General features: G+C 73.1%; 1 protein-coding gene. It reads right to left on the bottom strand.

Annotated features, from left to right (window positions below; translation table 11 throughout):
- Window positions 1–31: 31 nt before the first annotated feature.
- Window positions 32–25,333 (bottom strand): SDR family NAD(P)-dependent oxidoreductase, encoded by a 25,302-nt coding sequence (locus ACWGR4_RS07870; protein WP_452128486.1) that lies wholly within the window; start codon window positions 25,331–25,333, stop codon window positions 32–34.
- Window positions 25,334–25,618: the final 285 nt, after the last annotated feature.

The raw sequence follows: 25,618 nt of genomic DNA, 5'->3' as shown, positions 1-25,618 counted from the left end.
CCGACACGGTCGTATGCGTGGATGGGCCGGGTCATTCGAAGCCCTGGTCGACGAGCGAGAACAACTCGTCGTCGGTGGCCGACTGCACGTCCGAGACGTCGTCGGCGGCGGGGGCGCTCTCGTCCGGCGCGGTACAGTCGGCCAACAGCCGACGCAGCCGCTCGGCCAGCCGGTCGCGGGCCTCCGCCTCGCCGAGCACCGCGTGCAACTCGCCCTCGAATCGGTCCAGATCGGCCAGCAGCGCACCGATCGGGGATGCCGCCTCGACCAGCCGGCCGCTCAGGTGGCGGGCCAGTATTCGCGGCGTGGGGAAATCGAAGACGAGGGTGGAGCGCAGGCCGACCCCGGTGCCCCGGATCAGCCGGTTGCGCAGTTCCACCGCGGTGAGCGAGTCGAACCCGACCTCCTTGAACGCCCGTTCGGGTCCGATCTCGCCGATGCCGGCATGCCCGAGCACCGCCGCGGCCTGGGCCCGTACCAGGCCGACCAGTTCGCGCTCGCGCTCCTCCTCGGACAACGCCGCCAGGCGCCGGGCCAGGGCCTCGCCGTCCGCCTCGATCGAGGTCTCGGCGGAGTTGGTCGCGCCACGACCGTTCCGGGAGGGCAACAGTGGTGACGTCGACGCGGGCCCGGTGAGATCCGTCGACGCCGAAACCAACACGGCGTCCTCCCGGCGTATCGCCTCGTCGAACAGGTCGGGCAGCCCCGGCAGCGGATCCGTCCCGCACGCAAGCGACACCCCGGGCAGCCCACTCGCCCGCCGATGTGCGGCCAGCGCATCGTGGAAGGCATCCACCCCGGCCGTGGCCGCATGCGCCGACGAACCGAGCAGGCTCGCCGCCGACGAGAACAGCACGAAGAACGCCGGGTCCACGTCGGCGGTCAGCTCGTGCAGGGCCCAGGCTGCATCCGACTCGCCCGACGCGTCCACCACGCCCGCCGGCCGGTGTTCGGTCACAAGCGCGGCAAGCACGCCCGGATCGTGCCCGTCCCAGGCCGCCGAGACGACCTCGGCACCGGCCTCACCCAGCCGGGCGGCCAGTTCGGTCGGCCCCGCACCCGAAGGATCCACGGACAACAACACGAACCGACCCACCCCGTACGCCCCGGCCAGATGCTCGGCCACCCCCGCGCCGACCGCCCGGTCCGCACCGGCGATCAACACCGTGCCGGTCCCCACCGCCGACCGTGCTCCGCCGGAGGCCGGAATCCGCTCCAGTCTCGGTACCGACACCCGACCACCGCGCACCGCGAACTGCGGCTCACCACCGGCCGAGGCCACCGCCGCCAAAGCCGCCGCCGAAGCCGGCTCGTCGTCCAGGTCGACCAGCACGATCCGCCCCGGATGCCCGGCCTGCGCCGCCCGGACCACTCCCCAGACCGACGCCGACGCCGGGTCCCCGAGCCCCGCGTCCCCGTCCACGAGCACCGCCGAACGAGTCACCACGACCACCCGGGCCGCCGCGAACCGTTCGTCGCCGAGAAACGCCTCCAGCCGCCCGATCAGTTCCGCCGTCACCTCCCGCATACGCCGCTCGGAGAACGGCACATCCGCATCCGGATCACCAACCGGGAGCAGTACCAGATCGGGCAACGGCGGGTCACACGAAGCAAGTTCGGCAAAGCCCGGATACCGGTCCACCAACCCGCCCAGACCGGGCAGATCCCACCCGCCGACCACCGCCACACGAGGCGTCGCCACCGGTACGGGAACCGCCGATGCCCGCCACGCGAGCCGGTACAGCACGTCCCGCCCGCCGCCGGCCCGCCGTAGCTGGTCGGCCGAGATCGCCCGCACCGTCAACGCCTCGATCGCGGCGACCGCCCGTCCGGTCTCGTCCGTGATCCGCAACGACACCGCACCCTCGCCCGACGGCACGCAGTACACCCGCAGCCGGGTCACGCCGGCCGCGAAGAGCCGCACCCCGTGCCAGGAGAAGGCCACCCGGATGTCGTCCTCGTCGACCTGCCCCGGATCCACCCGCAGGGTCTGCACGCCCGCGTCGAGCAGCGCCGGATGTACCCCGAAGCGGTGCGCGTCGCGCTCCTCCTCGGCCGGCAGCGCCACATCGGCGAACAGCTCGTCCCCGCGCCGCCAGGCGGCCCGCATCCCGCGAAACGCCGGCCCGTAGTCGACCCCGGACTCCACCAGCCGCGCATAGAAGTCCGCCACCTCGATCGGCTTCGCGCCGACCGGCGGCCACGCCTCCGCAGCCGCGTCGGGAGCGGCACCCGTATCGGCGTCGGCAACGAGGGCACCGACGGCGTGCCGGGTCCACGGCTCCTCGCCGGGAGCGTCCTCCGGCCGGGAGTACACCGCGACCGCCCGGGCCCCGGCGGCGTCCGGCCCGTCGACGGTCACCTGTACATGCACGCCGCCGTGTTCCGGCAGCACCAGCGGGGTGTGCAGGGTCAGTTCGTCCACCACCGGGCACTCCGCCTCGGCCCCGGCCCACAGCGCCAGGTCCACGAACACCGTGCCGGGCACGATCGTCGAGCCGAGCACCACATGATCCGCGAGCCACGGGTGGGTCGCCGTCGACAACCGTCCGGTGAACAACAACCCCGCGCCCTGCGCCGGCCGTACCGCCGCACCCAGCAGGGGATGTGCGACCGCGGCCAGTCCCAACCCGCCCGGATCCCCCGACCGCGCCCCGTCGTCCAACCAATAGCGCCGTCGTTGGAAGGCGTAGGTCGGCAACTCCACCCGAGCACCGACGATCAACCCGGCCCAATCCACCGCCAGACCACGCACGAACGCCGCCGAGAGCGCGGCGACCAGCCGATCGGGCCCACCTTCACCTCGCCGCAACGTCTCCAGAACCGCGCCATCCACCCCGGCCGCCTCCAGGGTGTCCCCCAGCGGCACCACCAGCCCCGGATGCGGACTGCACTCGACGAACACGGTGCGCCCATCCGCCACTGCCGCACCGACCGCCCGCTCCAACTCGACCGTGCGCCGCAGGTTTTCGAACCAGTACGCCCCGCCCAACTCGGCGGGATCGGCGATCGGCGCACCGGTCAGGGTCGAGTACATCGGCACGCGGCCCACCTGCGGCGTCACATCCGCCAACAGCCGCTCCACCTCGTCCCGCACGGCCTCCATCCGCGCCGAATGCGACGCGTAATCCACCGGAATCCACCGAGCCCGCACACCATCCCGCTCGCACGCCTCGACAACCACCGACAGCGCTTCGACATCACCCGAAAGCACCACACTCGTCGGCCCGTTCACCGCCGCCAACGACAACCCGTCAGCTCCGGCAACCAACTCCCGCGCCCGCTCCGCAGACACCCCGACCGAAACCATCCCGCCACCGGAAGACGCAACCCCCAGCAGAGCCCGACTCCGCAGCACAACCACCCGCACCGCATCCGCCAGCGACAGATAACCCGCGATGTGCGCAGCCGCAATCTCCCCCTGCGAGTGTCCGATCACCGCACCCGGCTTGACCCCACACGACTCCCACCACCGCGCAAGCCCCACCATCACCGCAAACAGCACCGGCTGAACAACATCCACCCGCTCCAACTCACCGGCAGACCCACCCCGCAACACATCCAACAACGACCAATCCGCCACCAACGGATCCATCACCGCAGCACACTCGGCAACCACACCCGCAAACACCGGCGAACACTCCAACAACCCGGCCGCCATCCCCACCCACTGCGACCCCTGCCCCGGAAACACGAACACCGGATCCGAGCCGCTCACCAGCGAGCCGGGGTCTCCCACCCCGACCCGCGCCAACTCGTCCAGGCCGGCGACAAGTTCGCCGGATTCCCGCCCGCGCACCACCGCGCGCACGTCCAACACCGCTCGCCCGACCACCAACGACCGTGCGACATCCGTCGGTTCGGCGTCCGGATGTTCGCTCACCCAATCCCGCAACCGCGCCGCCTGCGCCCGCAGCCCGGCCTCGGTGCGCGCCGACACCACCCAGGGCAGCACGCCGCCGACGCCCGGGACCTCCGGCGCGGCGGGCGCAGGCTCGGCGGCGTCCGCCGGCGCCTCCTCCAGGACCACGTGCACGTTCGTCCCGCTGATTCCGAAGGACGACACACCGGCCCGGCGCACCCGCTCCCCCGCCGGCCACGCCACCTCGTCCGCCAACACCTCGACCCGCCCGGCCGACCAATCCACATGCGGCGTCGGCTCGTCCACATGCAACGTCCTCGGCAACACCCCATGCCGCAGCGCCAACACCATCTTGATCACCCCGGCCACACCCGCAGCCGCCTGCGTGTGCCCGATATTCGACTTCACCGACCCCAACCAGAGCGGCCGATCCCCCGGCCGATCCTGCCCATAGGTCGCCAACAACGCCTGCGCCTCGATCGGATCACCCAACGTCGTCCCGGTCCCGTGCGCCTCCACCGCATCCACATCCGCCGCAGACAAGCCCGCAGCACCCAACGCCTGCCGGATCACCCGCTGCTGCGACGGCCCGTTCGGCGCGGTCAACCCATTCGACGCGCCGTCCTGGTTCACCGCCGACCCACGCACCACCGCCAGTACCGAATGCCCATTGCGCCGGGCATCCGACAACCGCTCCACCAGCACCAGCCCGATGCCCTCGGCCGCGCCCATCCCGTCCGCCGCCGCCGCGAACGCCTTGCAGCGGCCGTCCGGCGACAGGCCCCGCTGTCGGGAGAACTCCACGAAGAACTCGGTGGTGGCCATCGCCGTCACACCACCGGCCAGGGCCAGTTCGCATTCGCCCGACCGCACCGCGTTCACCGCCAGGTGCAGCGCGACCAGGGACGACGAGCACGCGGTGTCGATACTGACCGCCGGGCCCTCCAGGCCCAGGACGTACGAGACCCGCCCGGACGCGATGCTGGCCGAACTGCCGTAGCCCAGATAGCCCTCGACCTCGTCCGGCACCTGGTTCACCCGGGCGCCGTAGTCGTTGTCGATCACCCCGGCGAAAACCCCGGTCCGGCTGCCGCGCAGCGAGGTCGGATCGATGCCCGCCCGCTCGAACGTCTCCCACGCCGTCTCCAGGAGCAACCGCTGCTGCGGATCCATCGCCAACGCCTCACGCGGCGAGATCCCGAAGAACTCCGCGTCGAACTCGCCGATCCCATACAGGAATCCGCCCGATTCCACGTAGCTCTTCCCGGCCCGCTCGGGATCGGGGTCGAACAGCCCGGCCAGGTCCCATCCCCGGTCCGTCGGGAACGGTCCGATCGCGTCCCCACCCGAGGCCAGCAGATTCCACAGGTCCTCCGGCGAGGCCACCCCGCCCGGGAACCGGCAGCCCATGCCGACGATCACGATCGCATCGTCGGCGTCCCCGTGCCGCCCACCGACCGGCGGCACCGGCACCGGCACCGCCTGTACCGAACGACCGACCAACTCGGCGACCAGGAACGCCGCCAGCCCCGCCGGCGTCGGGTAGTCGAAGACCAGCGTGGACGGCAACCGCAGCCCGGTCGCGGTGTTCAACCGGTTGCGCAGTTCCACCCCGGTCAGCGAGTCGAACCCCAGCTCCTTGAACGCTCGCCCGGCCGACACCGCCCCGGCCGACTCGTGTCCCAGCGTGTTCGCGGCCTCGGTCCGCACCACGTCCAGGACCGCCTGCTCCCGCTCGGCCGGAGACATCTCCGCCAGCCGCCGGGTCAGCGCCGACCCGCCCGCGCCCACTGCCGCCCGTCGCGTACCGGTCCCGAGCAACTCGCGGAACAGCGCGGGTCGAGCACCGGCATCCGCCCGCATCGCCGGGAGGTCCAGGTGTGCCGGCACCAGGGCCGCCTCGGGCCGGCCCAGCGCGATATCGAACAACCGCAGTGCCTCGGCCGCCGGCATCGCCACCGCGCCGGTCCGGGCCCAGCGGGCCAGGTCGGCCTCGCTCAGCCGCCCGCCCATCCCCTGCGCGCCCGCCCACAGGCCCCAGGCCAGCGAGATCCCGGGCAGGCCGCGGTCGCGGCGCTGCCGGGCCAGGCCGTCCAGGAAGGCGTTGGCCGCCGCGTAGTTGCCCTGTCCCGGGCCACCGAAGGTGGTGGCCCCGGAGGAGAACAGGACGAATGCGGCCGGGTTCACGTCCCGGGTCAACTCGTCCAGATGGAACGCGGCGTCCGCCTTGGGGCGCAGCGCGTGTTCCATGTGCGCATCGGTCAGGTTCGCGATGGTGGCGTCGTCCACCACTCCGGCGGTGTGGATCACGCCGGTCAGCGCGTGCTCGGCCGGGATACGCGCCAACTCGGCGGCCAGCGCGGCACGATCGGCCAGATCGCAGGCGGCGAGGGTGACCTCCGCCCCCTGCGCGGTCAGGTCCTCGACCAGTTCGGCCGCGCCGGGTGCGGCCGCGCCCCGGCGGGACAGCAGCAGAAGTCGGCGCACGCCGTGCGCGGTCACCAGGTGCCGGGCCACCAGGGCGCCCAGGCCGCCGGTGGCACCGGTGACCAACACCGTGCCGTCGGGCGCGAAGGCGACCGGCTCGCCGCCCCCGGCAGTCACCCTGGCCAGCCGAGGAACCCGGAATCGGCCCATCCGGACGGCGAGTTGCGGCTCGGCGGAGGCAAGAATCGCCGGCCAGGCGTCAATCGACGCCGCGTCCTCGTCGAGGTCGACCAGCGTGCATCGGTCGGGGTGTTCGGACTGGGCCGAGCGCAACAACCCCCACACCGCCGCGCCGGCCAGGTCCGCCACCCGCTCGTCGGGGTCGGCGTCCACGTCGGCGGCGACGGCCCCGGAGGTCACCACGACCAGGCGCGTCGCCGCGAAGCGGGAGTCGGCCAGCCAGTCCTGCATCCACGCCAGCACGTCCGCAAGCACCCGCCGAGTGCGCTCGACCGACCCCTCCGAACAGTCGGCCTCGCCCACGCCCACCACCACGACATCGGGCGGTCCCGCCGCCACATCCCCGGCCGCCTCGACCACACTGCGGTACACCGGCACATCCGGATACGCCGCCACCAGCCGGGCAAGCGGCCCGGAGTCCGCCGCGCCCACCACCGCCCAGCGAACCGCCACGCCCGACTCGTCGCCCGACACCGGCCGCCACTCCACCCGGAACATCGAGTCGCGCGGCGGCGCCCCAGCCGGACGCAGCCGCTCGGCCGCGACCGGCCGCACGGTCAGGGCCCGGACCGACCCGACCGGCTCACCGTCCATGTCGCTCAGCCACAACGACACCGCGTCCGAGCCCACCGGTGCCAGCCGCACCCGCAACCGCCCCGCTCCGGCGGCAACCAGCCGAACCCCTCGCCAGGAGAAGGCAATCCGCGCCTCACCCGGCGCAACCTCCGCCGTCGGCTCCATCCCCAGCGCATGCACGGCCGCATCCAACAGCGCGGGATGCACCTCGTAGCGTTCGGCCTCCTGCCGTGCGTCGTCCGCGAGTTCGATCTCGGCGAACGACTCGGCGCCGCGCCGCCACAGGGCTCGCAGCCCCTGGAAGGCGGGACCGTACTCGAATCCGGCCGTGGCCAGTCGCTCGTAGGCTCCGTCCAGATCGACCGGCGTACTGCCCGCGGGCGGCCAGATCGCCGCCTCCGTGGCCACGTCCGCCGGGTCGAGGTCGGTCGCGGTCAGGGTCCCGGAGGCGTGCCGGGTCCATGGCTCGTCGCCGGCCGCGTCCTCCGGTCGGGAATGGATCTCCACCGATCCGACCCCGGCGGCGTCGGGTGCGCCGACCCGGACCTGAATCCGTACACCGCCCGCGTCGGGCAGGATCAGCGGCGCGTGCAGGGTCAGTTCCTCGACCGTCGCCCGGCCGACCGTCGCCCCCGCACGCAGCGCCAGGTCGACGAACGCCGTGCCGGGCGCGATCACCGTGCCGAGCACCACATGCTCCGCGAGCCACCCGTGCGAGGCCGCGGACAGCCGCCCGGTGAAGACCGTCCCGGCTCCGTCGGCCAGATCGACCCCGGCGCCCAGCACCGGATGTTCGACCGTGAACTGCCCCCACCCGACCCCGCCGGCCCGCTCGCCGGGCTCGACCCAGTACCGCCGCCGCTGGAAGGCATAGGTCGGCAGCTCGACCCGCCGCCCCGGCACCATCCCGGACCCGGCCCAGTCCACGGCCAGACCGCTCCGGAACGCCGCCGAAAGCGCGCCGACCAGCCGATCGGGACCGCCCTCGCCCCGCCGCAGCGTCTCCAGAACGACGCCATCCACCCCGGCCGCCTCCAGGGTGTCCCCCAGTGGCACCACCAGCCCCGGATGCGGACTGCACTCGACGAAGACCGAATGCCCGTCGACAACCGCCGCTCCGACGGCCCGCTCCAACTCGACCGTACGCCGCAGATTGTCGAACCAGTACGAACCACCGAGCACACTCGGGTCGGTAACGTGCCCCCCACTCACCGTGGAGTACATCGGCACGCGGCCCGCCTGCGGCGTCACATCCGCCAACAGCCGCTCCACCTCGTCCCGCACGGCCTCCATCCGCGCCGAATGCGACGCGTAATCCACCGGAATCCACCGAGCCCGGACCCCGTCCCGCTCACAGCCGTCGACAACCACGGCCAGCGCTTCGACATCACCCGAAAGCACCACACTCGTCGGCCCGTTCACGGCCGCCAGCGACAACCGGTCGTCCTCGGCGACCAGCTCCCGGGCCCGATCGGCGGACACACCCACCGACACCATCCCGCCACCGGAAGACGCAACCCCGAGCAACGCCCGACTCCGCAGCACAACCACCCGCACCGCATCCGCCAGCGACAAATATCCCGCCACATGCGCAGCCGCGATCTCCCCCTGTGAGTGTCCGATCACCGCACCCGGCTTGACCCCACACGACTCCCACCACCGCGCAAGCCCCACCATCACCGCAAACAACGCCGGCTGAACCACATCCACCCGCTCCGCCAACGCCTCACCACCGGCAGACCCACCCCGCAACACATCCAACAACGACCAATCCGCCACCAACGGATCCATCACCGCAGCACACTCGGCAACCACACCCGCAAACACCGGCGAACACTCCAACAACCCGGCCGCCATCCCCACCCACTGCGACCCCTGCCCCGGAAACACGAACACCGGACCGGCGGCGGAGACCGAGCCGACGATCGACGCCTCGTCACCCGGCCCGCTGTCGGCCAACTTCGCGACCGCCAGGCGCAATTCCGCGAGGTCCCGCCCATGCACCACCGCCCGGTGATCGAGCGCCGCCCGCCCGGTCGCCAACGACCGCCCCACATCGAGCGGATCGGCGTCGGGATGTACGGCCAGCCAGTCCCGCAACCGCGCGGCCTGTGCCCGCAAAGCGGGTTCGGACCGGGCCGACAACACCCAGGGCACCCGACCGCCCCACACCGGAGTCCCGGCCACCGGAGGAGTCGCCGAAGGCACCGAACCCGCCGGGCTCTCCTCCGCCTGCTCCAGGATCACATGCGCGTTCGTCCCGCTGATCCCGAACGACGACACCCCCGCCCGACGCACCCGCCCGGCCTCCGGCCACGCCCGCGCGCTCGTGAGCAGTTCGACCCCACCCGCCGACCAGTCCACATGCGGCGTCGGCTCGTCCACGTGCAGCGTGCGCGGCAACATCCCATGCCGCAGCGCCGAGACCATCTTGATCACCCCGGCCACACCCGCCGCCGCCTGGGTGTGCCCGATGTTGGACTTCACCGACCCCAACCACAGCGGCCGATCCGGCGCCCGATCCCGCCCGTAGGTCGCGAGCAACGCCTGCGCCTCGATCGGATCGCCGAGCGTCGTGCCGGTCCCGTGCGCCTCCACCGCATCCACATCGGCCGCGGACAGCCCGGCGTCGGCCAGGGCCGCCCGGATCACCCGCTGCTGCGACGGCCCGTTCGGCGCGGTCAACCCATTCGACGCGCCGTCCTGGTTCACCGCCGACCCACGCACCACCGCCAGTACCGGATGCCCGTTGCGCCGCGCATCCGACAGCCGCTCGACCAGGAGCAGGCCCACGCCCTCGGCCGCGCCCATCCCGTCCGCCGTGGCCGCGAACGCCTTGCAACGGCCGTCCACGGACAGTCCGCGCTGCCGGGAGAACTCCAGGAAGAAGTCCGGCGTGGACATCGCGGTCACCCCGCCGGCGAGCGCCAGGTCGCATTCCCCCGCCCGCAGCGCGTTGGCCGCCAGGTGCAGCGCCACCAGCGACGACGAGCACGCCGTGTCCACGGTCACCGCCGGCCCCTCCAGGCCGAACGTGTAGGCCACCCGGCCCGAGGCCACGCTGGCCGCGTTCCCGGTCAGCAGGTGGCCCTCCAGCCCGGCCTGCGAACGGGCGCCCCCGGTCGCGTAGTCGTGGCCGGCCATCCCGGCGAAGACGCCGGTCCGGCTGCCCCGGAGCGAGGTGGGATCGATGCCCGCCTGCTCGAAGGTCTCCCACGCGGTTTCCAGCAGCAGCCGCTGCTGCGGGTCCATCGCCAACGCCTCGCGCGGCGACACACCGAAGAACTCGGCGTCGAACTCGGCCGCCCCGGAGAGGAATCCGCCGGTACGGACGTAGCTCTTGCCGACCCGCTCCGGATCGGGATCGAACAGCGCGTCGACGTCCCAGCCACGGTCGGTCGGGAACGGCCCGATCGCATCGCCGCCCGCGGCCACCAGGTCCCACAGACCCGCCGCCGAGTCCACCCCGCCCGGGAATCGGCAGCCCATCCCGACGATCACCACCGGATCGGCCGCGACCACCGCACCCCCGGCAACCGGCCCGGTCGGCGCCGTGTCCATCTCGCCGACCGACTCGGCGACCAGGAAACCGGCCAGGCCGAGCGGGGTCGGGAAGTCGAAGACCAGCGTGGACGGCAGCCGCAATCCGGTGGCGCCGCTCAGCCGGTTACGCAGTTCCACACCCGTCAGTGAGTCGAACCCGAGGTCGCGGAAGGTGACTTCGGGCCGCACCCCGTCGATCGACTCGTGCCCCAGGACCACCGCCGCCTCGGCCCGGACCAGCCGCAATGCCACGTCCACCCGCTCGGCGGGCGCGGCCGAGGCGAGCCGTCGGGCCCACGGCGCCTCCGAAGGTGTGCCGTTCCGGCGGGTCGGGGTGGTACCGACCAGACCGCGCAGCAGCGGATGTACCGGCTGGGTCGCCGCCTGTGCGCGCAGTGCGGCAAGGTCCAGGCGGGCCGGGATCAGCGCCGCCTCGTCGGCCTGCCAGGCGGCGTCGAACAGGGCGAGCCCCTGGGCGGTCGAGATCGGCACCAAGCCGCCGCGCGCCAGGCGCTTCAGGTCGCCGACGCCCAACTGCGCGGTCATTGCGCTGCGTTCCGCCCACAGGCCCCAGGCCAGAGCGGTCGCGGGCAGCCCCCGCTCGCGGCGCCGACCGGCGAGACCGTCCAGGAACGCGTTCCCCGCCGCATAGCCGCCCTGGCCGGCCACACCGAGTACGCCGGCCACCGACGAGAACAGCACGAACGCGGCCAGGTCCGCGTCCCGGGTGAGTTCGTCCAGTACGAGGGCGGCGTCCACCTTGGGCCGCAACACGTGGTCGACCCGCTCCGGGGTCAGCGCCTCGATCGGCGCGTCGTCGAGTGTTCCGGCGGCATGCACCACGGCGGTCAACGGGTGTTCGGCCGGGATCGCGGCCAACGCCTCGGCCATCGCCGCCCGGTCCGCCGCATCGCAGGCCACGATCGTGGTGTCGGCACCCGACTCGGCCAATTCCGCGACCAGTTCGGCGGCGCCGGGAGCGGCGGGACCGGCCCGGCCGGTCAGCACCAGCCGGCGCACACCCCACCGCGCGACCAGGTGTCGGGCCAGACTGCGACCCAGCGTGCCCGTGCCGCCGGTGATCAGGACCGTGCCGTCGGCCGCGAGCGGCTGCGGCACGGTCAGCACCACCTTGCCCACATGCCGGGCCTGGCCCAGGAAACGCAGCGCCTCGCGGGCCCGGCGGATGTCCCAGGTCCGAATCGGCAGGGGTTGCAGCACACCGCGCTCGAAGAGGTCGACCAGTTCGGCGAACATCTCGGCGATCCGATCCGGACCGGCCTCGATCAGGTCGAAGGCCCGATAGCGCACCCCGGCCGGCAGCCCCTCGGTCCGGACGTCCGTCTTGCCCATCTCCACGAACCGGCCACCCTCGGCCAGGAGTCGCAACGACGCGTCGGTGAACTCGCCCGCCAGCGAGTTCAACACCACGTCGATCCCGCGCCCGTCCGTGGCCCGTGCGAAGCGCTGTTCGAAGGACAGGTCCCGGGACGAGGCGATCCGTTCGTCCGGAACACCCAGCCCGCGCACGGTGGCCCACTTCGTCGCACTCGCGGTCGCGTACACCTCGGCGCCCCGATGCCGGGCCAGCTGGGTGGCGGCCATGCCGACCCCACCCGTGGCCGCATGCACCAGCACCGATTCACCCGACCGCAGCCCGGCCAGATCGTGCAGCCCGTAGAGCGCGGTGAGGAAGACCACCGGCACCGACGCCGCCTGAGCAAACGACCAACCCGCCGGCACCCGGGCCAACAACCGCCGATCGGCCACCGCAAGCGGCCCGAACGCCCCCTCGAACAAGCCCATCACCCGGTCGCCGACGGCCGGTTCCGACACGCCCGGGCCGACCTCCACGACCACCCCGGCCGCCTCGGCGCCGACCACCGCCCGTCCCGGGTACATGCCGAGCGCGATCAGCACATCGCGGAAGTTCACCCCGGCCGCCCGCACCGCCACCCGCACCTGCCCGGCCGCCAACGGCGCCGAGGCGGCCGGATGCGCCGTCACCACCAGATCGTCCGGCGTCCCGGCCGTCCCGGACTCGATCCGCCACGCCTGATCCGCACCCGGCGCCGGCGGCACCAGCGCAGTGTCGTGCACCGCCCGCACCAGGCGCGGCGCCAGCACCACACCTTCGCGAATCGCCACCTGCGGCAGCCCGCACGCCACCGCCGCACGCAGCGCCGCACCCGAATCGACGTCGTCGCCATCGACCAGGACGAAGCGCCCCGGATGCTCGCTCTGCGCGACCCGCACGAGACCCCAGATCGCCGCATGCGCGGGAGAACCGACCCGGTCCTGCGCATCCGTGGCAACCGCGCCACGGGTACGAACCACCAGCCGCGCCCCGGCAAACCGCTCGTCCGCCACCCACGCCCGAACCGCGGCCAGCACCGCATGCACGGCGCCGGCCACCTCCTCGGGGGCTTCGCCGACCACGGGCGGGCAATCGAACAGCCCCACCTCGGAGACCTGTTCGGCGCCCGCAGGGGTCACCACCCGAATCCCGCCCGCCACAAACTCCGCCGACGCGTCGGACTCCTCATCCGAACCAAGAAGTTCACCCTCGACGTGCTCCGCCACCGGCGCGTCCGCGATCTCCCAGACCATCCGGTAAAGCCACTCGCGGCCCGCTTCCTCGGCCGCCACCAACTGCTCGGCAGCCACCGGCCGCAGCGTCAGCGACGCGACCGACGCCACCGGAACACCACGCTCGTCGGCCACGTCGACCGCCAGCGTCTCCCGCCCGGTACGCCGCAACATCACCCGAAGCACCGACGCCCCCGGCCCATGCAGTGCGACCCCGGTCCAGGCGAACGGCAACAACGTCGCCCCCGACTCCGCCACCGCCTCGGCCGCGGCCACATGCAGCGCGGCGTCCAGCACCGCCGGATGCAGGTCGTAGCCGTGCGCGTCCCGACCGGCCGCCTCCGGCAGCGCGACCTCGGCGAAGAAGTTGTCACCCCGCCGCCATGCGGCCCGCAACCCCCGGAAAATCGGCCCGTATTCGTACCCGTGCTCCGCAAGTCGCTCGTAAACGGCCTCCGGGTCGACCACCTCGGCGTCCGCCGGCGGCCAGACCGCCCACGCCGCGGCCCCGGCCGACGCGGATCCGGGCACACTCGCGGCACCCAGCGTGCCGGTCGCATGCCGAGTCCACGACTGCTCGTCGGGGGCATCCTCGGGCCGCGAATGGAACTCCACCACCCGACGCCCCGCCGAATCCGCCGCACCCACCGCCACCCGAAGCCGGATGCCGACCCCGTCCGGTAGCACCAGGGGCGCATGCAGCGTGAGTTCGTCGACGACCGGGCAACCGGCCTCGACACCGACCCACGACGCCAGCTCGACGAAGGCCGTCCCCGGTACCACCACCGAGCCGAACACCGCGTGGTCCGCAAGCCAGCCGTGCGTCGCGGCGGACAACCGCCCGGTGTAGAGGAGTTCCCCGTCCCGCACCGAACCGACCACAGCCCCCAGCAGCGGATGATCGGCCGCGACCAGCCCCAACCCGGCCGGATCGCCCGCACGTTCCCCACCCGTCAACCAGTAGCGCCGCCGCTGGAACGCATACGTCGGCAGCTCGACATGGCGCCCCGGCAACATCCCGGCCCAGTCCACCGCGACACCCGCCACGAACGCCGCCGAGAGCGCGGCGACCAGCCGATCGGGCCCACCCTCACCCCGCCGCAACGTCTCCAGAACGACGCCGTCCACCCCGGCCGCCTCCAGGGTGTCCCCCAGCGGCACCACCAGCCCCGGATGCGGACTGCACTCCACAAACGCACCATGCCCATCCGCGACCGCCGCACCCACGGCCCGCTCAAGCTCGACCGTGCGCCGCAGATTCTCGAACCAGTACGCCCCGCCCAACTCGGCGGGATCGACGACCACCTCCCCGCTCACGGTCGAGTACATCGGCACGCGGCCCACCTGCGGCGTCACATCCGCCAACAGCCGCTCCACCTCGTCCCGCACGGCCTCCATCCGCGCCGAATGCGACGCGTAATCCACCGGAATCCACCGAGCCCGGACCCCGTCCCGCTCGCACGCCTCGACAACCACCGCAAGTGCTTCGATATCACCCGAAAGCACCACACTCGTCGGCCCGTTCACCGCCGCCAACGACAGCCGGTCATCCCCGGCGACCAGCTCGCGAGCACGCTCCGCCGACACCCCGACGGACACCATCCCGCCCCCGGAGGACGCGACCCCCAGCAGGGCCCGACTCCGCAACACGACCACCCGTACCGCATCCGCCAGCGACAGATAACCCGCCACATGCGCGGCAGCGATCTCCCCCTGCGAGTGCCCGATGACCGCACCCGGCTTGACCCCACACGACTCCCACCACCGCGCAAGCCCCACCATCACCGCAAACAGCACCGGCTGAACAACATCCACCCGCTCCAACTCACCGGCAGACCCACCCCGCAACACATCCAACAACGACCAATCCGCCACCAACGGATCCATCACGGCGGCGCACTCCGTCACCGCCTCCGCAAATACCGGCGAGCACTCCAACAGCCCGGCCGCCATCCCCACCCACTGCGACCCCTGCCCGGGAAACACGAACACCGGACCGGGACCCGAAAACATCGGCCGACCGTCGGCAATACCGCCGCCCGCGGCCAACCTGTCCAACCCAGCCCCGAGTTCACCCGGATCGCGGCCACCGACCACCGCCCGCCGATCGAAAACCGACCGCTCCCGAACCAACGACCACCCCACGTCGACCGGATCCGCCTCCGGATGCCGCGCCGACCACTCCCGCAACCGCGCCGCCTGCGCCCGCAGACCGTCGGCGGTCCTGGCCGACAACACCCACGGCACCAGGCCCGCCACACCCACCGGCTCGTCCCGGGACACCACCGGCTCGGCCGCCGGCGCCTGTTCGACGATCACGTGCGCGTTCGTCCCGCTGATCCCGAACGACGACACGGCGGCCCGGCGCGCCCGGTCGACCTCGGGCCACGGTCGACGTTCGGCCAGCAGCTCGACGTGTCCCGTCGACCAGTCCACGTGCGGCGACGGCGCGTCGACGTGCAGTGTCTCGGGCAGTACGCCGTGCCGCATCGCCATGATCATCTTGATCAGGCCGGCCGCCCCCGCCGCGGCCTGCGTGTGCCCGATGTTCGATTTGATCGAGCCCAGCCACAGCGGCCGATCCGCCGGCCGGTCCTGCCCGTACGTGGCCAACAACGCCTGCGCCTCGATCGGGTCGCCCAGCGTCGTCCCGGTGCCGTGCGCCTCCACCGCGTCCACGTCCGTCGCCGACAACCCCGCACCGGCCAACGCCGCCCGGATCACCCGCTCCTGGGACGGTCCGTTCGGCGCGGTCAGCCCGTTCGAGGCGCCGTCCTGGTTGACCGCCGAGCCACGCAGCAGCGCCAGCACGGGATGCCCGTTGCGCCGCGCGTCGGACAGTCGTTCCACCACCAGCAGCCCGACACCCTCGCCCCAACCCGTCCCGTCCGCGCCCGCCGCGAACGACCGGCACCGGCCGTCCGCCGACAGGCCGCGCTGTCGGGAGAACTCGACGAAAACGTTCGGGGTGGACATCACCGTCACCCCACCGGCGAGCGCCAGATCGCACTCCCCCGACCGCAGCGCGTTGGCCGCCAGGTGCAGCGCCACCAGCGACGACGAGCAGGCGGTGTCCACGCTGACCGCCGGCCCCTCCAGGCCCAGCGCGTAGGACACTCTGCCGGTCACGACGCTGCCCACGTTGCCGGCCAACAGCATGCCCTCGAACCCGTCGGGGGCGCGGTGCAGCCGCGAGACGTAGTCGTTGTACATCACCCCGGCGAACACACCCGTGTTGCTCCCGCGCAGCGTCCTGGGGTCCAGGCCCGCGTGCTCGAACGCCTCCCACGCGGTCTCCAGGAGCAGCCGCTGCTGCGGGTCCATCGCCGCCGCCTCGCGCGGCGAGATGCCGAAGAACTCGGCGTCGAACTCCCCCGACTCGTAGAGGAATCCGCCCCGACGGGTGTAGACCTTGCCGACCTTGTCCGGGTCGGGGTCGTACAGCTTCGCCAGGTCCCAGCCACGATCCTCGGGGAAGTCGCCGACCGCGTCCGTGCCGGCCGCGACCAGTCGCCACAGGTCCTCGGGACCGGCCACACCGCCCGGATAGCGACAGCCGATGCCGACGACGGCGATCGGCTCGTCGACCGTCACGGTCGGTGCGACGGCGGGCGTGGTCGGCTCGCTCGGCACCGCACCGACCAGCTCGCGCATCATCCGAGCGACCAGGGCCGTACCGCTGGGGTGGTCGAAGACCACCGTCGCGGGCAGTCGCAGGCCGGTGAACGCATTGATCCGGTTGCGCAGTTCGAGTGCGGTCAGCGAGTCGACTCCCAGTTCGCGGAAGGCGCGGTCGAGGTCGAGTCGTTCGGGTGCGTCGTGTCCGAGGACGGCGGCGAGTTGCCCGCGCACCAGGTCGGTGATCGCCCGTTCCCGCTGCTCGCCCGGGAGTTCCCGGATCCGCCGGGGCCACGACGACGCGTCCGTGCCGTCGCCGGAGGCGGCGGCACGCGGCGGCGGGACACGCACGAGGCTGCGCAGTACGGCGGGCAGCACACCGCTCGCGGCCAGGGCCCGCAGCGCGCCGCGGTCCAGGCGGGCGGGGATCGTGTACGGGCGGTCCCGGTGCAACGCGGCGTCGAACAGGGCGAGTCCGGTCTCGGTGGGCAGCGCCGCGATCCCGCCCCGGGACATCCGGGCCCGGTCGGTGTGGTCGAGGTGTCGGGTCATCCCGCTGCCCTCGGCCCACAGTCCCCAGGCCAGGGCGTTGGCGGGCAGCCCGGCTGCGCGGCGGTGTTCGGCGAGGGCGTCCAGGAAGGTGTTGGCCGCCGTGTACGCGCCCTGGCCGGCGTTGCCCGTGATCGCGGTGATGGACGAAAACAGCACGAACGCCGCCGGGTTCGCCGCTCGGGTCAGCTCGTGCAGATGCCAGGCCGCGTCCACCTTGGGGCGCAGCACCGCGTCGAGCCGATCCGGGGTCAACGACAACAGCGTCGCGTCGTCGAGCACACCGGCGGCGTGTACGACGATCGTGGGCGGGTGCTCGGCGGGGATGTCCTCGATCACGCGGCGCAGCGCGGCCCGGTCGGCGACGTCGCACGCGGCCACGGTCACCCGGGCGCCGAGCGCGCCGAGTTCGGCGATCAACTCCTCGGCGCCGGCGGCCTCCCGACCCGCACGTCCGAGCAGGAGCAGGTGCCGGATGCCGTGTTCGGCGACCAGTCGGCGGGCGATCAGCGCACCCAGGGTGCCGGTGCCACCGGTGATCAGCGCGGTCCCGTTCGGATCGGGTCGGCGTCGAGCCACCTGCGCGTCCGCCGAATCCACCGCCACCATGCGGGGTAGGTGAACCACCCCGTCACGCAGGGCGAGTTGAGGTTCACCCGCAACGGCCGCGCCAAGCAGCGCGGAAGGGGATCGCACCGCATCGTCCAGGTCGATCAGCACGAAACGATCGGGGTGTTCGGACTGCGCGGTCCGCAACAGCCCCCATACGGGGGCTGCGGGCAGCCCGGACAGCGCGTCACCGGTCCGAGCAGCAACCGCACCACGGGTGACCACGACCAGCCGCGCCGCACTCGACCGCTCGCCGGCAAGCCAACCCCCGACCAGGTCCAACGCCCAGCGCGCGCTGTCGTGCGCGGCGCCCGGGACGTCGTCGTCCACCCCCACCGGTGCGGCGGCGAACACCACGTCGGGCGTGGGTTCCCCCGTCGCGAGCAGTCGCGCATCGAGATCCGCGAGGCTCGGATACACCTCGCCGTCGCCCAGGCCGAGGTCGTCCCCGATGAACGCATACCCGAGACCCGCCGGCTCCGCCGGGATCGATCCGGCGATCCAGCGCAGGTCGAACATCGCCTCGCCCGGCCCGGGTTCCGCCGCGATCAGCCCGTCCGCAGGCAGTTCGCGCAGGGTGAGCGCACCGATGGACAGGACCGGCGCACCGACGCCGTCGGCAACCGTGAGCGCCGTGGCCCCGCCATCCGCCCGGCGCAGCCGTACCCGCAACATGTCGGCTCCGGTGGCGTACAGCCGCACGTCCGCCAGCGAGAACGGAATACGCGGCGGCGCACCCGCCGGTCCGTCCCGCGTCGACGACAACGAAGTCAACGAAAGCGACGAAAGCAACGGATGCAGTGCCGCGTCCAAGAGCGCCGGGTGAATCCCGAACTCGGGCCCCACCACCCCCGACTCCGATTCCCGCAGTTCATCCGGCAGCCGCACCTCGGCGAACAGTTCGCCGCCGGCCCCGCGCCAAGCCGCACGCAGTCCCCGAAAGGCCGGCCCGTAGCCGTAACCGAACCCCGCCAACACCGGGTAGGCATCGGCGAGATCGAGCACATCGGCACCGGGCGGCGGCCACTGGGTGAGCCCACCACTGCCGCCGTCGTCCACCTCCCGCACCGAATCAACGAGCAGCCCGCCCGCATGCCGAACCCACGACTCCCGCTCCGCATCGGCACCGCCCCCACCCGCACGCCGGGAGTGGATGGTGACCGCCCGTCGCCGCGCCTCGTCCGCCGGGGCCACGGCAACCCGCAGGTACACGTCACCGGTCTCGGGCAAGAGCAGCGGGCTCTCCAGGGTCAGTTCCTCGACCTGCGGAGCACCCACGGACTCCCCGACCCACAGGGCCAGTTCGAGAAACGCGGTCCCCGGCAACACCACGGTGTCCGCGACCGCGTGGTCCGCCAGCCACGGCAACTCCCGCAGCGAGATCCGACCGGTCGCGATCACCGTGCCATCCGGCTCGACGCCGAGCGCGCCAAGCGCGCCGAGCAGCGGATGGGAGATCGGCGTCAGACCGAGGGCAGCCGTACCCTCGGGAGCCGCCTCACGCGGGGTCAGCCAGTAGCGGCGGTGTTGGAACGCGTAGGTGGGCAGGGCAACCGCCCGCACTCCGGTTCCGGGCGGGTCGAACAGCGCTTCGGCGTCGGGCCGGGCGCCGTGCGCGACGGCCTCCGCCACCGCAACCAGAAAGCGGGCCCGGCCGCCGTCGTCGCGGCTCAGCGTGCCGATCGTGGTGCCGCCGCTGCCGCACGCGTCCAACGTTTCCTGGGTACCGAGCGTGAGCACGGGGTGCGGGCCGACCTCGACGAACAGCCGGTGACCGTCCTCGCTCAATGCCCGAACGGCCGTCTCGTATCGCACCGTTCGACGCAGGTTGCGGTACCAGTAGTCGGCGTCGAGGCCGCTCGTGTCGGCCATGCGACCGCCGGTCAGGGTGGAGTAGAAGGCTGTCGACGCGGCTCGCGGGGTCACGTCGGCCAGGTCGGTCAGGAGCCGATCGCGGATCTCCTCCATGTGCGCGGAGTGCGACGCGTAGTCGACGGGGATCCGCCGGGCCCGCAGGTCGTCCGCCGCGCATCGGTCCAGGAACGTGTCCAGTGCCGCGGTGTCGCCGCTGACCACGGTGGCGCTCGGCCCGTTGACGGCGGCCACGCCGAGTCGGCCGGCCCAGGGTTCGAGCAGCGCGGCGACCTGTTCGGCGGGCAGCGACACGGAGGCCATCCCGCCGCTGCCCGCCGCCGCGACCAGTGTCCGGCTGCGCAGGGCGACCACCTTGGCGGCGTCGGCCAGGGACAGTGCGCCCGCGACGTACGCGGCGGCGATCTCGCCCTGCGAGTGGCCGACCACGGCCTGCGGTTCGATCCCGATCGAGCGCCACAGCGCGGCCAGCGAGACCATCACCGCGAACAGCGCCGGCTGCACGACATCGACGCGCGTCAACCCCGGCGTCCCGGGTTCGCGGAGCACGTCGAGCAGCGACCAGTCGACGGCGTACGGGTCGAGCGCGTCGGTGCAGGCCCGCATGGAGGCGGCGAACGGCTCGCTGGTGTCAAGGAGTTCCAGCGCCATCCCGGACCACTGGGTGCCCTGCCCGGGGAAGACGAACACGGTCCCGCCCCGGGCCACCGCGGCGCCGCCCCGGATCAGCCGGTCGGCGGGTCGATCGGCGGCGAGCGCGGTCAACCCGTGCAGCGCCTCGGCGTGGGTGCGCGCCGGTATCACGGCGGTGTACTCGAACCCGGCCCGGCCGCGCAGCAGCGAATATCCGACATCGGCCAGGGCCGGAGCGTCCGCCGCTCGCAGCAGTCCCGCAAGCTGCTCCGCCTGCCCCCGCAACGCGGCCTCGCTCCGCGCGGAAACCACCAGCGGCACGGGGTCGGCGACACCGGCGGACGCAAGCCCGCGGGCAGGGGCAGGCCCCGGTATCTCCGCGCCCCCGCCCGCCTCCTCCACGATCACGTGCGCGTTCGTCCCGCTGATCCCGAACGACGACACCGCCGCGCGGCGCGGACGGTCGTACGCGGGCCAGTCCGTGGTCGTCGTCGGCAGCGTGATCGCCCCGTCCGACCACCGCACGTGGGGCGACGGTTCGCGCAGGTGCAGCGTCCCCGGTATCGCGCCGTGTCGCAGGGCCAGCACGGTCTTGATCAGCCCGGCCACACCCGCCGCGGCCTGGGTGTGGCCGATGTTGGACTTCACCGAGCCGAGCAGCAGCGGCCGATCGGCGGCCCGATCGCGCCCGTACGTCGCCAGCAGCGCCTGCGCCTCGATCGGGTCGCCCAGCGGTGTCCCGGTGCCGTGTGCCTCGACCAGGTCGACGTCTTGCGGATCGAGCCCGGCGGCGGCCAGCGCGTCCCGGATCACCCGCTGCTGGGCGGTCCCGTTGGGCGCGCTGAGCCCGTTGCTGGCCCCGTCCTGGTTGATCGCCGAGCCGCGCAGCACGGCGAGTACGGGATGGCCGTTGCGGCGCGCGTCGGACAGGCGTTCCAGCAGGAGCACGCCGACGCCCTCGGCCCAGGCCGTGCCGTCGGCGTCCGCCGAGAACGGCTTGCAACGACCGTCGGGGGCCAAGCCGCGCTGCCGGGCGAACTCGACGAACATGCCGGGACCGGCCATCACGGTGGCGCCGCCCGCCAGGGCCAGCGCACATTCCCCGCTCGCCAGCGAACGGGCGGCCAGGTGCACCGCGACCAGCGAGGACGAGCAGGCGGTGTCGACGGTGAGCGCCGGGCCCGACAGGCCGAGGGTGTATGCGATCCGCCCGGACGCGACGCTGGGCGTGGTGCCGGTCAGCAGGAACCCGGCGAGGGCGTCGGTGGATTCGTGCATGCGCGGGCCGTATTCCTGCGCGGTGGCGCCGACGAACACCCCCACCCGCTCGCCGCGCAGCGTGCTCGGGTCGAGTCCGGCGCGTTCGATCGCCTCCCAGGAGGTCTCCAGGAGCAGCCGTTGCTGCGGGTCCATGGCCAGCGCCTCGCGCGGGCCGATCCCGAAGAACTCCGCGTCGAAGTCGCCCGCGCGGTCCAGGAATCCGCCGGATCGTGCATAGCTGGTGCCGGGTCGGTCCGGGTCGTCGTGGTGGAGCCGGTCCAGGTCCCAGCCGCGGTCGGTGGGGAAGGCCGTGATCGCGTCCACGCCGTCCGCGACCAGCCGCCACAGGTCCTCGGGGGTGCGCACCGCGCCGGGCAACCGGCAGCCCATTGCCACGATGGCGATCGGTTCGTCGGCGCGGGCCGGCCCGGGTGTCGGCCGGGGGCGGGTCGGCACGGGCAGGTCGAGCGCCCGGGTGCGCAGGTGGTGGGCGAGCGCGGTGGGTGTGGGGTGGTCGAAGACCGTGGTCGGGGGCAGGTCGAGGCCGGTGTCCCGGGCCAGCCTGGTGATCAGTTCGACGGTGCCGAGCGAGTCCAGGCCCGATTCGCGGTAGGTGCGGTCGGGTTCGACGGTCGTGGTCGCGCCGGGGCCCAGGACCGCGGTCGCGTGTGCCCGGATCAGGTCGAGCAGGATCCGATGCTGCTCGACAGCGGACAGGGCGGCCAACCGCTCGGCCAACGTCGGTACCACGGCGAGCGATTCGTCCGGCACGGCGGTGTCGGCGGCTTCCGCCGAGGCACCCGGCCAGTGGCGTGCGCGTCGGAAGGCGTACGTGGGCAACGCGACCCGGCGCGCCCCGCGCCCCGCGAACACCCGCTCCCAGTCCGGGTCCACGCCGTTGGCGTACAGGCGGGCCACCGCCGTGGTCAACGCGTCCGTCTCGGGGCGGTTGCGGCGCAGCGTCGGGATCGTGGCCACGGTGTCCCGCTCGCCGTCGAGCAGGCAGGTCCGGGCCGCCGCCGACAGGCTGCCGTCCGGGCCCAGTTCGAGCAGTATCGTCGCGCCTTCCGCGCGCAGCCGGCGCACTCCGTCGTGGAAGCGCACGGTGTGCCGTACATGGCGGACCCAGTAGTCCGGGGAGCAGGCCTGTTCGGCGGTCAGCGGCAGGCCGGTCAGGTTCGACACGACGGGCAGGGTGGGTGCCCGAGCGGTCAACCCGGCGGCCACCTCGGCGAAGGCGTCCGTCATCGCGTCCATGCGCGGTGAGTGGAAGGCGTGTGCGACCCGCAGTCGGGTGGTCTTGTGGCCCTGTGCCCGCCAGCCGGCCGCGACGTCCTGGACCGCGTCCCGGTCGCCCGATATCACCGTGGCCAGCGGCCCGTTGACGGCCGCGATCGAGACCCGGTCGCGGACCGGTTCGAGCGAGGCGAGCACGTCGTCCTCGGCGACCCGCAGCGACACCATCGCCCCGCCGTCCGGCAGTTCCTGCATCAGCCGACCCCGGGCCGCGACCAGCGCACACGCGTCGGGCAGGGACCAGACGCCGGCCACATGCGCGGCGCACAGCTCGCCGATCGAGTGGCCGAGCAGCAGGTCCGGGGTCACTCCCCAGTGCTCGAACAGCCGGTACAGCGCGACCTCGACGGCGAACAGCGCGGGTTGGGTGTACTCGGTGCGGTGCACGAGCGCCGCGTCCGGGCTGTCGGGCGACGCGAACAACACCTCGCGCAGCGGGCGCGGCAGGTGTGGGTCCAGGTGGGCGCAGGCGGCGTCGAAGGCCGCCGCAAAGACGGCGTGGCGGGCGTACGACTCTTGCGCCATGGCCGGGCGTTGGCTGCCCTGTCCGGTGAACAGGAAGGCGGTGCGGCCGGGTTGCGCGTCGGCCCGGACCAGGTGTGGATCCGCGCCGGCTCCGCGTAACGCGTCGAGCCCGGCGAGGAGTTCGGCGTGGTCGCGAGCGAGGACGACGGCGCGGGCGGCGAACGCGGTCCGGGTGGTGGCGGCCGAGTAGCCGAGGTCGGCCGGCGCCACGTCGGGATGTTCGCGTACATGGCCGTGCCACCGCCCGGCCTGGGCCCGAAGCCCGTCGGCGTCGACACCGGAGATCGGCACGGCAACCGCGTCCGAAGGCACCGGGCCGGTGGCGGACTCCATGCCCGGATCCGACCCACCCGAGGGCGCCGACGCGACCGACGGCCCCACCCCACCCGCGGACTCCGCCTCCGCGAGCACCACATGGCAGTTGGTCCCACCCATCCCGAACGAACTCACCCCGGCGATCAGGGTTTCGTCCGGGCAGGGCCAGTCACCCTCCGCCGTCTGCACCCGCAGGCCCAGTTCGCCCAACGGGATTCGCGGATGGGGTTCGGCGAAGTTCAGGCTTGCCGGGAGCCGCCGGTGTCGGATCGCCAACACCGTCTTGACCAGGCCGACGATGCCGGCCGCACCCTCCAGGTGCCCGACGTTGGTCTTGACCGAACCGACGGCCAGCGGCGGCCGGTTCGCCCGCTCGGTGCCGAGCGCCGCACCGAGTGCGGCGGCTTCGATCGGGTCGCCGACGGGGGTGCCCGTGCCGTGCAGTTCGACGTATTGGACGGCGGACGCGGCGACCCCGGCCCGCCGCCGGGCCAGCCGGATCACCTCCGCCTGGGCCCGGGGGTCCGGCGCGGTCAGCGCGTCGCCGCCCCCGTCGTTGTTCATCGCGCTGCCGCGGATCACGCCGTGCACGACGTCGCCGTCGGCCAGCGCCCGGGACAGCGGCTTGAGCACCACCACCGCGCCGCCCTCGCCGCGCACGTAGCCGTCGGCCCGGGCGTCGAAGGTGAAGCAGCGGCCCTGCGGGGAGAGCCCGCCGAACTTGGCCGCGTCGCCGTCGTGGTCGGGAACCAGGTCCAGGTTGACCCCGCCGACCAGGGCCAGTGTCGACTCGCCCCGGCGCAGGCTCTCGCCGGCCAGGTGTACCGCGACCAGGGACGAGGACTGGGCCGCGTCCACCGTCATGCTGGGGCCGCGCAGGCCGAGGGTGTACGAGACCCGGTTGGCGATCATGCTGCGGTGCAGGCCGGTGGCGTGTCGGGGGCCGGGCTCGACGCCGGCGCGGCGCAGCAGGGTGGCGTAGTCGTCCCAGATCGCGCCGGCGAACACCCCGGTGGCGCTGCCCCGGATCCGGGTCGGCGGGATGCCCGCGTGTTCCAGGGCCTCCCAGCACAGTTCGAGCATCAGGCGCTGTTGCGGGTCGATCAGGGCGGCCTCGCCCGGGGTGATGCCGAAGAAGGCGGCGTCGAACCGGTCCACCGCGTCCAGGAATCCGCCTCTTCGCGGTCGGTTCGCGGCTGGGTGGGGGGATCCGCCGGCCGTTCGATTCGTGTCGTCCGCCGCTCTCGCGTCCCGGCGATGGCGGGGCACTTCGGTGATCGTGTCGCGTCCGTTGCTCAGCAGGTCCCAGAACTCGTCGGGGCCGTCGGCGCCGGGGAGTCGGCAGGCCAACCCGACGATGGCCACCGCGTCTTCCGGCGCGGGGTGTGCGCGATGGGCATCGGCGTTGAATTCCGTCATTCCGCGCTCCATGACCTGCATACGTTGAGTACACGGACGAACACAGATCAACACATTGGAGTACCGGGTCGATCGGCCGCAAGGGGTGAATTCAGGCCCCGTTCGGGCGCTTTCGACGGCGCGGTTGAACCATTCGGGTCACCTGGTGTAGTGCGCGAACGCCCCGCGCACGCCCGCCTTCGACCTGCGTCGTCGACGCGCGAGAACCCTTGATCAGACCGGCCGCGCACCCGGCTCGCACGCCCGCGCGCGCGGTCCCGACGACCCGCCGGCGGGGGCGAACGC

It is taken from the genome of Embleya sp. NPDC055664, assembly GCF_053618075.1.
Note: the sequence above shows the minus strand (reverse complement) of the source record. Positions and strands in the feature narration are given on the sequence as shown.

What these genes read in the sequence shown, in the direction of transcription:
- ACWGR4_RS07870 (WP_452128486.1), bottom strand. Translation starts at nt 25,333, where the DNA reads ATGACGGAATTCAACGCCGATGCCCATCGCGCACACCCCGCGCCGGAA.